The 13,215-nt window shown below is 52.5% G+C and carries 13 protein-coding genes; all 13 read right to left on the bottom strand.

Going from position 1 to position 13,215, the window contains the following annotated elements:
* Positions 1-35: 35 nt before the first annotated feature.
* The 13 genes from rnhB to pyrH all read right to left on the bottom strand — a co-directional run bounded on the left by rnhB (position 36) and on the right by pyrH (position 13,146).
* Positions 36-632 carry a ribonuclease HII gene (rnhB, locus tag AB6731_RS14530; protein WP_014168714.1) on the bottom strand — a complete coding sequence of 199 codons (597 nt, stop codon included), beginning with the start codon at positions 630-632 and terminating at the stop codon, positions 36-38.
* Positions 629-1,777 carry a lipid-A-disaccharide synthase gene (gene lpxB / locus AB6731_RS14525; protein ID WP_032681631.1) on the bottom strand — a complete coding sequence of 383 codons (1,149 nt, stop codon included), beginning with the start codon at positions 1,775-1,777 and terminating at the stop codon, positions 629-631. The genes rnhB and lpxB overlap by 4 nt, the downstream gene beginning before the upstream one ends.
* Positions 1,777-2,565 carry an acyl-ACP--UDP-N-acetylglucosamine O-acyltransferase gene (lpxA, locus tag AB6731_RS14520; RefSeq protein ID WP_020882620.1) on the bottom strand — a complete coding sequence of 263 codons (789 nt, stop codon included), beginning with the start codon at positions 2,563-2,565 and terminating at the stop codon, positions 1,777-1,779. The genes lpxB and lpxA overlap by 1 nt, the downstream gene beginning before the upstream one ends.
* A 3-nt stretch (positions 2,566-2,568) precedes the next feature.
* Positions 2,569-3,024, bottom strand: coding sequence for a 3-hydroxyacyl-ACP dehydratase FabZ (gene fabZ, locus AB6731_RS14515; RefSeq protein WP_010426706.1), 456 nt, complete (start codon positions 3,022-3,024; stop codon positions 2,569-2,571).
* A gap of 103 nt (positions 3,025-3,127) precedes the next feature.
* Positions 3,128-4,153 (bottom strand): UDP-3-O-(3-hydroxymyristoyl)glucosamine N-acyltransferase, encoded by a 1,026-nt coding sequence (gene lpxD / locus AB6731_RS14510; RefSeq protein ID WP_371006499.1) that lies wholly within the window; start codon positions 4,151-4,153, stop codon positions 3,128-3,130.
* Positions 4,154-4,156: 3 nt separating this feature from the next.
* Positions 4,157-4,651, bottom strand: a complete 495-nt coding sequence (gene skp / locus AB6731_RS14505; RefSeq protein WP_020882619.1) for a molecular chaperone Skp — start codon at positions 4,649-4,651, stop codon at positions 4,157-4,159.
* Between the two features lie 122 nt (positions 4,652-4,773).
* Entirely contained in the window at positions 4,774-7,191 is a 2,418-nt protein-coding gene (gene bamA / locus AB6731_RS14500) for an outer membrane protein assembly factor BamA (RefSeq protein WP_014168707.1), read from the bottom strand.
* Positions 7,192-7,222: 31 nt separating this feature from the next.
* Complete coding sequence (gene rseP / locus AB6731_RS14495; protein ID WP_020882618.1) at positions 7,223-8,575, bottom strand: sigma E protease regulator RseP; 1,353 nt, start codon at positions 8,573-8,575, stop codon at positions 7,223-7,225.
* A gap of 11 nt (positions 8,576-8,586) precedes the next feature.
* Positions 8,587-9,444, bottom strand: a complete 858-nt coding sequence (cdsA, locus tag AB6731_RS14490) for a phosphatidate cytidylyltransferase (protein ID WP_371006498.1) — start codon at positions 9,442-9,444, stop codon at positions 8,587-8,589.
* A gap of 12 nt (positions 9,445-9,456) precedes the next feature.
* Entirely contained in the window at positions 9,457-10,215 is a 759-nt protein-coding gene (gene ispU, locus AB6731_RS14485; protein ID WP_014168704.1) for a (2E,6E)-farnesyl-diphosphate-specific ditrans,polycis-undecaprenyl-diphosphate synthase, read from the bottom strand.
* A gap of 186 nt (positions 10,216-10,401) precedes the next feature.
* A complete protein-coding gene (gene ispC, locus AB6731_RS14480; protein ID WP_020882617.1) occupies positions 10,402-11,601 on the bottom strand; it encodes a 1-deoxy-D-xylulose-5-phosphate reductoisomerase in 1,200 nt (399 codons plus the stop codon).
* Positions 11,602-11,696: 95 nt separating this feature from the next.
* A complete protein-coding gene (gene frr / locus AB6731_RS14475) occupies positions 11,697-12,254 on the bottom strand; it encodes a ribosome recycling factor (RefSeq protein WP_014168702.1) in 558 nt (185 codons plus the stop codon).
* Positions 12,255-12,420: 166 nt separating this feature from the next.
* A complete protein-coding gene (pyrH, locus tag AB6731_RS14470) occupies positions 12,421-13,146 on the bottom strand; it encodes a UMP kinase (RefSeq protein WP_003856194.1) in 726 nt (241 codons plus the stop codon).
* Positions 13,147-13,215 lie beyond the last annotated feature (69 nt).

Raw genomic sequence — 13,215 nt, 5'->3', positions numbered from 1 at the left:
CAGATTCCGCGTTACTTAATTGCTTGCGTATTGATTCAGGACACCAGTCCCAGCGCGCGTTTCACCGGGCCAAAGCTGCGTCGGTGATGTTCAGTTGCGCCATGTTCAGCCAGCCTTTCCAGATGAAAGGCCGTTGGATAACCCTTATGCTGGGCGAAGCCATACTGAGGGTAAGTGAGGTCCAGCGCGGCCATTTCGGCATCACGCGTCACTTTGGCAATGATAGAAGCCGCACTGATTTCTGCGACCCGGCTATCGCCTTTCACCACCGCCATTGACGGCATCGGCAATGCAGGGCAGCGGTTTCCGTCAATCAGGACATACTCCGGGGTAATTTTCAGACCCGCCACTGCACGCTGCATCGCCAGCATAGTGGCATGCAAAATATTGAGTTCGTCGATCTCATGCGGCTCTGCACGCCCCAGGCTCCAGGCCAGCGCCTTTTCCTGAATCTCACTAAACAGCGCCAGACGGCGCTTTTCAGACAATTTTTTAGAGTCGTTTAACCCGATAATCGGGCGAGCAGGATCGAGGATCACCGCAGCGGTCACCACTGCACCCACTAACGGGCCACGACCGACTTCGTCCACACCCGCCACGAGGTGGGTGTGAGGATAAATAAATTCCATCATTTTGCTAACTCCAGCACCGCTTCAGCCGCTTGTTCATCGGCATTACAGCGGATCTGCTGATGCAGTTCGCGGAACGTATCATGCATCTGGTGGCTGGTTTTGCCGTCGGCCAGTAGCGGTAACAACGCATCGGCCAGCGCCTGCGGCTCGCACTCATCCTGCAGAAGCTCTTTTACCAGCTCGCGCCCGGCAAGCAGGTTTGGCAGAGAGACATAGTCCGTTTTCACCAGACGTTTCGCCAGCCAGAAGGTGAACGGCTTCATGCGATAGCCAACCACCATCGGGCACTTCGCCAGCATACACTCCAGCGCAGCGGTGCCCGAGGCCAGCAGTGCGGCGTCGCTTGCGACCATCGCCTCACGGCCCTTCCCGTCCAGCAGATGAACATGGAGATCCGGAGCAACGTCCGCCTTGATGCGCTCAAACTGCTCGCGACGTTTTGCATTCACCAGCGGCACAACCACTTCGAGGTCAGGATAGGTCTTGCGAAGGATTTGCGCCGTTTTCAAGAAGTCCGCGCTGAGCATCTCGACTTCTGCACCACGGCTACCGGGCAGCAGTGCCAGACAGTGCGCATCATGGGGAATACCCAGCACATCGCGCGCCGCGTTTTTATCCGGGTCCAGCGGCATTGCATCCGCCATGGTATGACCGATAAAACGGCACGGGACATTAAATTTGTCGTAAAACGCTTTTTCGAAAGGCAGAAAAGCCAGCACCAGGTTGGTTGACCGTCCGATTTTGAAAACGCGTTTCTGTCGCCACGCCCAGACGGACGGACTGACATAATGAATGGTTTTGATGCCCTTCTGCTTCAGATTCCCTTCGAGGGTAATGTTGAAATCCGGTGCATCGATACCGACAAACACATCGGGTTTGAGTTCGGTAAAGCGACGGGTGAGATCGGCACGAATGTGCAGCAGACGACGCAGGCGACCCAGCACCTCAACGATGCCCATCACAGCCAGCTCTTCCATTTCATACCAGGCTTCACAGCCTTCGGCCTGCATCAGCGGGCCAGCAACGCCTACAAAGCGTGCATTGGGTACCCGGGCCTTAAGTGCGCGGATAAGACCTGCACCAAGAATATCGCCGGAGGTTTCTCCGGCGACCAGGGCTATCGTAAGCGGACGACTGTCGACCATTAACGAATCAGACCCCTTGTGGAACGGTCAAAGAACGTCATGAACTCGTTCACTTCAGGGTGCTTCTCCGCCAGCTCGGCAATTTCCGGCTTCGCCTCTTCCAGCGTTTTACCGCTACGGTACAACAGCTTGTACGCGTTGCGGATTGCAGTAATCGCTTCGCGGCTAAAGCCACGACGCTTGAGGCCTTCGATGTTCACGCCAAACGGCGTGGCATGGTTACCCTGCGCAATGACGAACGGTGGGACATCCTGCGCCACACCGGAGCATCCGCCGACCATCACGTGTGCACCAATGATGCAGAACTGATGGACTGCGGTCATGCCGCCAATAATTGCGAAATCATCTACCGATACGTGTCCTGCCAGCGTTGCGTTGTTGGCAAGAATACAGCGGTTACCTACCGTACAGTCGTGCGCGATATGCGCATTAACCATAAACAGGTTGTCGCTGCCCACCTTCGTCAATCCACCACCCTGTACTGTTCCACGATGAATGGTGACGCTTTCGCGAATGCGGTTACGATCGCCGATTTCCAGACGGGTCGACTCACCAGCATATTTAAGATCCTGGTTTACTTCGCCGATGGAAGCGAACTGATAGATCTCGTTATTGCAGCCAATAGTCGTATGACCATTCACGACAACGTGAGATTTCAGTACTGTACCCTCACCAATTTCGACATGGGGTCCAACAATACAAAATGGGCCAATATGGACGTTAGCACCAATAATGGCACCGACTTCCACAATGGCGGTAGGATGAATAAAGGCGGATTTATCAATCACGTATCAAGACTCCCGGCTACGAGCACACATCATAGTCGCTTCGCAAACAACTTTGCCGTCAACCAGGGCTACGCCTTTGAAGCGAGTCAGGCCGCGACGCGTTTTTTCAAAAGTGACTTCCATGATCATCTGATCACCAGGCACGACAGGACGCTTGAAGCGCGCTTCATCGATACCCGCGAAGTAGTACAGCTCACCCGGCTCCAGTTTGCCCACGCTTTTAAACGCAAGAATACCGGTAGCCTGTGCCATCGCTTCCAGAATCAACACACCCGGGAAGATAGGTTTACCCGGGAAGTGTCCCTGGAAGAACGGCTCGTTCACGGAAACATTTTTCACTGCGCGCAGAAAACGACCTTCTTCAAAATCCAGCACACGGTCTACCAGCAAAAACGGGTAGCGGTGCGGCAGAAGTTCTAAAATCTCTTCAATATGCAGAGTATGAGTGTCAGTAGTCAAAATACTCTTCCTGTCAAAATGTACTGATAAAAATAATAACACGGCCTGCCGGTTTATAAGAAAGCCGACAGGCCGGGGAATATAGCATTAAACGGATGAACGCTTAGTCTTGTTGATCGATTTTGCGCTCAAGAGACTTGAGTCGCTTGCTCATATCATCAATATTCATCACCAGAGCAGCTGTTTTACGCCATACCTTGTTGGGTTGCAGCGGGATGCCAGAGGAATAGACGCCAGGTTCGGTGATAGGACGCATTACCATGCCCATTCCTGTCACGGTCACCTTGTCGCATATTTCCATATGGCCATTAATCACGCTCGCACCGCCGATCATGCAGTAACGGCCAATTTTCAGGCTGCCCGCCATGATAACGCCACCCGCAACCGCGGTATTGTCGCCAATCACAACGTTATGCGCAATCTGGCACTGATTATCGATGATAACACCATTGCCAATAATCGTATCGTCAAGTGCACCACGGTCAATGGTGGTACAAGCACCGATCTCAACACGATCGCCGATAATCACGCGACCAAGCTGTGGGATCTTAACCCAATTACCACGATCGTTAGCGTAGCCAAAGCCATCAGAACCAATCACTGTGCTGGACTGAATGAGGCAATTTTCGCCAATTTCTACTTCATGGTAAACAGACACGTTGGCCCATAAACGGGTCCCGGGGCCGATTTTCGTATTTTTCCCAACGAAGCAACCTGGACCAATGACAACGTTATCGCCCAGCACCACGCCAGATTCGATAACGGCATTTGCGCCAACTGCCACGTTGTGACCAAGCTGAGCCGTTGGATCAATCGCTGCACTGGCAGCAATGTCCTGCGCCGGCTGCGGCGTGGAATCAAGAATTTGTGCCATGCGTGCATACGTCAGGTAGGGATTTTTCACTACCAACGCGCTTCCAGTGGCAAACGGAAGATCGTCCTGCGTCAGAACAACAGCTGACGCCTGGCATTGAGCCAGTTGCTCACGGTACTTAGGGCTTACCATGAAGGTAATAGTGCCGGCTTTAGCAGATTGCATGGACGCAACAGCGGTGATGACGAGATCGCCATCACCGTGTAATTCTGCATCCAACTGCTGAGCTAAATCAGCCAGTCGAATTGAAGGCATTACTTATTTAACCTGTTTCAGAACATCAGCGGTGATGTCTTTAACATCGCTGCTGTTGAAAGCAACGGCATTCGCATCAACAACCAGATCGATGCTCTGATCGGCAGCAACTGCTTTAACAGCAGTCTGAATGCGAGTCACCAGCTTGCCACGCTCTTCGTTAGAACGACGCTGACGATCCTGCTCGAAAGCCTGCGCTTTCTGGGAGAACGTCTGACGCTGAGCCATTACGTCTTTTTCCAGCTTGCTACGGTCGCTCGCTTTCATGGTAGAACCATCACGCTGCAGACGCTGCATTTTGGACTGAAGATCGTTTTCCATACCCTGCAGTTCGCTTGCACGGCCTTTGAATTCGTTTTCCAGCGTCGCAGAAACACCTGTTTTCTGTGCAACCTGCTGGAACAAATTACCCATGTTGACGATTGCAATTTTGTCTGCTGCCTGAGCAGAGGTTGCCATCGCTAAACCGAGACCTGCAGCTAATAACCACTTTTTCACAATTAACTCCTTACCATCCCATTGGCACCAGAAGGTACCGTTCTTTGCGTGGCAAGGCGATCGTGTTACCGATCGCCAGTTGTCAGCGCTACACTGCCAACGCATTCCATTGCAGCGGATTATTACCAGGTTTTACCAATGTTAAACTGGAATTGCTCCGCTTTGTCTCCATCGTATTTCTTAAACGGCTGGGCGTAAGAGAAGACCAACGGCCCCAGCGGTGACATCCATTGTAATGCGATACCTGCAGACATGCGAATATTGCTCGGATCGCTGTAGTCTGGTACGCCTGCCGCACGCATCTGGGCAGTATTCTCCCAGTTGGTATCCCATACAGTACCGGCATCCCAGAAGATGGATGTACGGACTGAGTTTGCGTATTTATCACTGATGAACGGCGTTGGTGTGATGAACTCCAGGCTGGCAACGGCCATGGCGTTACCGCCCACCGCATCATCAGAGCTACAGACTTCAGAAGACGACGATTTATTACAGTTATCGGTGTCGTTACCGCCGTAATAGACCGCTTTCGGACCAATGTTGTTGGACTGGAAGCCACGAACGGTGCTGGAACCACCGGCGTAGAAGTTCTCATAGAATGGCAGTTCTTTGCCACCTAAACCATCGCCATAGCCCCAACGGGTACGACCCAGGACTACCCACTTGTGGTCGTCATCAATTGGGAAGTAGGACGCGGTGTCCAGCGTTACCTTGTAGAACTCGTTATCAGACCCCGGAACGGTCACTTTACCGTTCAGGTTGACACGAGAACCTTCCGTCGGGAAATAACCACGGTCGAGACGGTTATAGGTCCAGCCATAGTTGAAGGTGAAGTCATCAGCAGCAAAGCCGTTGTTGTCCCCATTTTTACTGGTTGACTGGCCAATAGAGTCCAGATAACGCCACATCGCCACCTGCGGTTGCATGTTGGACAGGTCGTTATGCACATAACCTAAACCAGCGCGCAGCGAGTTGTATTCGTTAACCGGGAAGCCGAGCGTGCCATCTACACCGTAGCTCTTGTTGGTGTAAGAAGACAGATCCGCGTCATCTGCTTTAAAGTCGTTATAGAAGATACGACCGCCCAGGCTCACACCATCTACGGTGAAGTATGGGTTGGTAACAGAGAACTCAGAGTAGGTCTGGTAGTCGTTTTTGGTACCGTTGATACCTACGGAGTAACCCGTACCCAGCCAGTTATCCTGCTGTACGCCGACCTGGAAGCTGACGCCGCTTTCAGTACCGTAGCCCACACCGAAGTTAAAGCTACCGGTGTTACGCTCTTTGACTTTATAAACGACATCAACCTGATCCGGGCTGCCCGGAACACGCTGGGTATCGGTATCAACCGTTTCGAAATAGCCCAGACGGTTCAGACGCTCTTTACCCTGGTCAACAAGGTCGCTACCTAACCATGCGCCTTCCATCTGACGCATCTCGCGACGCAGGACAGAATCTTTAGAGGTGTCGTTACCTTCGAAGCGGATCTTACGCACGTAGAAACGGTTACCCGCATCAACGTTAACGTGAAGCTTCACAGTTTTATCCGCGTCGTTGATTTCAGGCTGAGTTTGTACACGCGGGTAAGCATAACCATAGCGGCCGAGCAGCTTCTTAATGCTGTCTTCCATTTTGGTCACTTTAGACCCGCTATACAGCTCGCCCGGCTGAATTTTGGTCAGCGATTCGATCTCAGCAGAATGGCCTGCCAGGTTACCACTTACGTCAACACCAGAAAGCTTGTACTGATCGCCTTCTGTGATGTTAATCGTAATGTAGATGCCTTTCTTGTCTGGCGTCAGACTGACCTGAGTCGAGTCGATGTTGAAACGGGCATAACCGCGATCCAGATAGTAGCTGCGCAGGGTTTCAAGGTCGCCCGCCAGTTTCTGCTTCTGGTATTTACGATCGCCCACCACGTTCCACCATGGCACTTCGTCGCGCAGCTGGAACGTAGAGATCAGTTCATCGGTGCTGAACGCGTGGTTACCCACGATGTTGATCTGTTGGATCTTCGCAGAAACACCCTCCTGGAAGACCAGTTTCAGGTCAACACGGTTACGTGGCAACGGCGTCACAACCGCTTTCACGCTGGCACTGTATTTACCCACGCTGTAATAGAAGTCTTCCAGACCTTTTTCTATGTCTGAAAGGGTTGTGCGATCCAGGGATTCCCCCACACGTACGCCAGATGCTTCAAGGTTCTGCTTGAGCATGTCATCTTTCACCGACTTGTTACCGGAGAAGGTGATACTGGCGATCGTCGGACGTTCTTTAACCTGAACCAGAAGCGTATCACCATCGCGCAGGACGCGGACATCCTCGAAGTTGCCAGTGGCAAACAGAGCACGGATGGTGTTACTGATGTCATCATCATTAACCGTATCGCCGGGGCGCACAGGCATACTGAGGAGGGCCGCACCAACGGCGACACGCTGAAGGCCTTCGAAATGAATGTCTTTCACTACGAACCCGTCAGCACCGTATACGGTGGCGCTGCTAAACAGCAGCGACGCTATGAGCAACTTTTTCATCGCCATCGTTATTATGCGTTCTTCCTAACTAACTCTCTTACAACCGAGAGAAATCATTGAAAAGTGCAAGCCCCATTAACAGCACCAGCAAAATCGAGCCAATGCGATAACTAAAGTCTTGAACTCGCTCGGATACCGGCCCGCCTTTTAGCTTTTCAATCGCCAAAAACAGCAGATGACCCCCGTCTAAAACGGGAAGCGGGAACAGGTTGATTATCCCAAGGTTCACGCTAATGAGCGCAAGAAACATGAGATAGTAAATCACCCCGAATTCCGCTGACATCCCAGCCCCCTGAGCTATTGAAATTGGCCCACTGAGGTTGTTCAGTTTCACATCACCGGTTATCAATTTCCCCAACATGTTTACCGTCAGCTTCATCAGTTGCCATGTTTTATCCGTGGCTTCAAGGATGGCGCTGAACGGCCCATACTGGCGTATTGTCTTGTACTCATCTGGCAGCGGGATGACTTTCGGCACAACGCCTGCAAACCCTTCTGCCTTTTTGCCGACCGACTTCGTATCCGGAGTCAGCGTCAGCGAAAGCGGACTGCCCTGCCTTTCAACTTCCAGCGCGAGCGACGTGCCCGGATTATCGCGCACCAGAGTAACAAAGGTCATCCACTCTGTTAATGGTTGACCATCGACTTTAACGATCCTGTCGCCCGCTTGCAAACCTGCTTTGCTGGCAGCCGAGTTTGCCTGTACTTCGGCTAATACCGGCTCAATCTGCGCACCGCGTGGACGAATGCCCAGCGCAGAGACGGGATCTTCTTTGTCTGGCTCGAAACGCCAGTGACGTAAATCGAGCACTTTGTCCTGCCGCTGGTCAGAACCAAACGGCGACACGCTGAATGTTGTCTGCCGATCGCCAATTTTGGCTACCAGCTGCAGACGCACGGCATCCCAATCAGGGGTTTCGATGCCATCAATCGCTTTAAGTTCCATCCCCGGCGTAATTTGCGCACTCGCCGCGATGGAATCAGGCGCAATTTCACCCACAACCGGACGCACGCCAGGCACGCCGATGATAAACACCAGCCAGTAGGCGAAAACAGCAAAGATGAAGTTGGCTACCGGCCCGGCAGCGATGATGGCGGCGCGTTGTCCAACGGTTTTGTTGTTGAATGCGCTGTGTCGTAGCTCAGGGGCGACAGGCTCAACGCGTTCGTCGAGCATCTTAACGTAGCCGCCAAGCGGGATAAGAGCGATGACAAATTCTGTGCCGTGGCGGTCAGTGCGCGTCCAGAGTGATTTACCAAAACCGATGGAAAACCGCTCTACCCGCACACCGCAACGGCGAGCAACCCAGAAATGGCCAAATTCATGCACGGTAATCAGTACACCCAGTGCAACAATGAACGCCGCCAGATTCCAGAGAATGCTCAGCATAAAACCTTCCGTTAAATCGTCCCGAATACCAGTAAAAGCAAGCACGCAAACACTGGAACAGCCGCTGTCAGGCTATCAATGCGATCCAGTATACCGCCATGTCCTGGAATCAGGTGTCCGCTGTCCTTAATCCCTGCTTCACGCTTAAACATACTTTCGGTTAAATCACCGAGTACCGAGGCCAGCGCAGCAAAAATAGAGCACACCAGCAGTATTGACGGTGCCACTTCCAGATTCGCCCAGACGCCATAGCCCCAGGAAATGATTGCTGCCGTAAACAGGCCGCCGATGAATCCTTGCCAGGTTTTGCCCGGAGACACTTTTGGCGCCAGTTTATGTTTGCCAAACAGTTTACCAAACATATAGGCCCCAGAGTCAGCCCCCCAGACGAGAATCATCACATAAAGCAGCCAGATCGCGCCGCTGTAGTGGTTTTCGTCATAGTGCCAGGCGCGCAGAGCGACCATACCCCAGAAAAAAGGAATAATTGTGAGCAGGCCAAAAATAAGACGCAACACTTTTGAATTACGCCAGAATGCCGCGGAACCTGGGTAAAAAAGCACCAGCAGCAGCGCGGCAACCCACCAGCCCAGCGATATCCAAAGGGAACCGGCAACCAGCGGTTGATGAATATCATGGTGATATTCAGGCAAGGTAAACAGCATCAGGGCCAGGATAAAGCCACAGAGTACCGCCAGCCATACCCGCTGAGTGCGCGAGGTAAAGCCGCTAAACTGACCCCATTCCCACGCGGCGAGCATGCAGACCACCAGCGTCAAAATAGCGAATCCCACCGGGGGCAGTAAAAACAGCGCCGCAATGACAATGGGTATTAATACAAAAGCGGAAATCAGGCGATACTTCAGCAAAAGCTACCCCCATCAGGCTTTGTCGCCACCTGGCTCGGTGCCGCCGAAACGACGCTCTCGATTGGCAAAGGCATGCAGCGCACCTTCAAAGTCTTGTTCATCAAAATCGGGCCAAAGAACATCAGTAAAGTAAAGTTCGGCGTAGGCAATTTGCCACAGCAAAAAGTTACTGATGCGATGTTCTCCCCCTGTCCTAATTACCAAATCCACAGGTGCCAGTTCATTCATGCAGATTTGCTTACTCAGCGCCTCTTCATCAATTTGGTCGGGTCTCAACAGCCCTTCCTGAACCTGTTCGGCCAGATGCCGAACGCCCTGGATAATATCCCAGCGTCCACCGTAATTCGCCGCGATATTGAGCGTCAGACCGGTATTATTTTCAGTCAGCGCTTCTGCTTTACGAATCCGTTCCTGCAAACGTGAGTTAAAACGACTGGTTTCGCCGATAATACGCAGACGGACGTTGTGGCGGTGCAGGCTTTTTACTTCGCTATCGAGCGCCCACACAAACAATTCCATCAACGCGGTCACTTCCTGCGGCGGTCGATTCCAGTTTTCACTGCTAAAAGCATAGAGCGTTAACGCATCAATGCCGTTATTGGCGGCAAAAGAAACGGCGCGGCGAACAGATTTCGCCCCAGCTTTATGCCCAAAGGCTCGTATCTTCCCTTGTCTTTTCGCCCAGCGGCCGTTGCCATCCATAATGATTGCTACATGACGGCAGCCATGAGCTGGCAAGTTTTCGCTTATTGGTTGATTCGCAGACAACATAACGCGTTTTTGGTCCCTGAAAAGGATTTAACGGTACTCAGGAATACTGAAGCCTATACATAAAAAAGCCGTGTCAAACCACGGCTTACCTGACCACGTAAAGTCAAATACCTGCGATCAGGTGGCGCAGACTATATCACTGAAGCCCAACGCTAACAAATAGCACAACCACTAGTGCTTGCTTTATCACCAGCTTGCGAGGCGTGTCACCTGCTTACGTGCAATAACGCGAGCCTGTGCATCCACCGCCAGCACCTCTTCCACGCTTTGTGGTTCGCGCAAATCCATCATCTCCAGTACCGATAAATTCAACGTCGCAATATCGGTAAATCGGATCTGCTGATTCAGAAATGCCTCAACGGTAATTTCATTAGCTGCATTAAGTGCCGTCGTCGCCGCCTGCCCCTGGTCAAAGGCTTTCATCGCAAGCTTTAGACACGGATAACGATCGTAGTCCGGTTCGCTAAAGGTCAGTGAACTCAGCTTGCAAAAATCGAGCGGTTTCGCCCCGGACTTCACCCGATTTGGCCACGCCATGGCATGCGCGATAGGCGTGCGCATGTCCGGTTCGCCCAGTTGCGCAAGGACGCTGCCATCCTGATAGCGCACCATCGAGTGAATCACCGATTGCGGGTGGATCAGCACTTCCATCTGTTTCGCCGACGCATTGAACAGCCAGCGCGCTTCAATGTATTCCAGACCTTTGTTCATCATGGTGGCGGAGTCAACGGAGATTTTACGCCCCATTGACCAGTTCGGATGACGGCACGCCTGCTCAGGCGTCATTGCGCTCAGTTCAGACAGTGGCGTTTCACGGAACGGGCCACCTGACCCGGTAAGCAAAATCGATACAACGCCATTCTGCTCCAGGTCAGCGTACCCCAGGTTCTGTTGAAAAGGTTGCGGTAAACTCTGAAAAATCGCGTTGTGCTCGCTGTCGACCGGTAAAAGACGCGCCCCGCGCTGCTTCACCGCCTCCATAAAGAGACGTCCGCAGGTCACCAGCGACTCTTTGTTAGCCAGCAGAACCTCTTTACCGGCATCAATAGCGGCAAGCGTCGGTAGCAGCCCTGCAGCCCCGACGATTGCCGCCATGACCTGATCAACCTCATCCAGCGCAGCCATGTCGCAGGCCGCCTGCTGGCCGCTCAGGACCTCGGTACGACAGCCTTTCTCACGCAACTGCGCGGTGAGCAGGCGGGCGCTCTCTTCGTCATCCATAACCGCATAGCGAGGCGTAAACTCCAGACACTGTTCGATCATACGCTGCACATTCTTACCGGCCACCAGCGCGGTCACGGTGTAATGTTCAGGATTATGGCGAACAACGTCGAGAGTGCTGCAACCGATAGAGCCGGTTGAGCCAAGGAGTGTTAAATGCTTCATGAGATGCCCGAAAAAAGTTAGACCAGATAAAAGCAAAACGCCGCCAGCAAGACCCGAAGTCCTTCTGAACGGCGTTTATCAGTGTACGACAGAAATCAGAACTGCATCAGTTCCGCTTCTTTATCTGCCAGCGCCGCATCAATTTTCTTGATTGCAGCATCCGTCATCTTCTGAATGTCGTCCTGAGAACGACGATCGTCATCTTCACTGATCTCTTTTTCTTTCAGCAGCGCTTTGAGTTTATCGTTCGCATCACGACGTACGTTACGCACGGATACGCGACCCTGCTCAGCTTCACCACGAACAACTTTGATCAGGTCTTTACGACGTTCTTCAGTCAGTGGAGGCAGTGGAACGCGAATGTCTGCGCCCGCAGAGCTTGGGTTCAGACCCAGGTCAGACGCCATGATCGCTTTCTCAACCGCTGGGCTCATAGAACGATCGAAGACGTTGATTTTCAGCGTACGGGTATCTTCAACGGTAACACTCGCCAGCTGACGCAGTGGCGTTGGCGTGCCGTAGTATTCTACGATGATGCCATCCAGCAGGCTTGGGGAAGCACGGCCAGTACGGATTTTGCTGATTTGGGTTTTGAACGCTTCTACGCATTTTTCCATGCGTACTTCAGCATCTTTTCTGATTTCGTTAATCACGTTACGAATCCTTGAAAACTTGTCTCAGGCAGACTATCCGCCAGCACAGCGCTACAGGTGTGCTAAGTATAGTCGCGTTTAATTCTGACAACGCCAAAGGCGCGCCCAGGTAAGATACCACTACAAAATAAAGCGGAATCTTACCTGTATTTATCGCCGACGGAAATTATTCCGTGATCAAAGTGCCTTCTTTTTCACCCATGACCACGCGACGCAGTGCGCCAGGTTTGTTCATGTTGAAGACACGGATCGGCAGTTTGTGGTCACGAGCCAGCGTAAAGGCGGCAAGATCCATCACTTTCAGCTCTTTTTCCAGCACTTCGCTGTAGCTCAGCTGATCGTACATGGTAGCAGACGGATCTTTTGCCGGGTCGGCAGTAAACACGCCATCCACTTTGGTCGCTTTCAGAACCACATCGGCTTCGATCTCGATACCGCGCAGGCAAGCAGCGGAATCGGTAGTAAAGAACGGGTTACCCGTACCGGCGGAGAGGATCACCACGCGGTTGTTGCGCAGCAGGCTAATCGCCTCTGCCCAGCTGTAGTTATCGCAGACGCCATTCAATGGGATTGCGGACATCAGGCGGGCGTTCACATAGGCGCGATGAAGCGCATCACGCATTGCCAGGCCATTCATCACGGTTGCCAGCATACCCATGTGGTCGCCCACAACGCGGTTCATCCCCGCTTTCGCCAGACCAGCACCACGGAAAAGGTTGCCACCGCCAATGACCACGCCAACCTGAATACCCAGTTCGACCAGTTCTTTGATTTCCTGTGCCATGCGGTCAAGGATGCTTGCGTCAATACCGAAGCCTTCCGATCCCTGCAGCGCTTCGCCACTCAGCTTAAGCAGAATGCGTTTGTACACGGGTTTTGCATTGGTAGCCATGTTTCTTTCCTGAGACTGTCAACGATTAAGATGGGGGTTAATTCTGGCGACATGATATGTCGCATATCA

Origin of the sequence: Enterobacter sp. RCC_40 (genome assembly GCF_041360735.1) — a bacterium.
Lineage (GTDB): Bacteria > Pseudomonadota > Gammaproteobacteria > Enterobacterales > Enterobacteriaceae > Enterobacter > Enterobacter ludwigii.
Note: the sequence above shows the minus strand (reverse complement) of the source record. Positions and strands in the feature narration are given on the sequence as shown.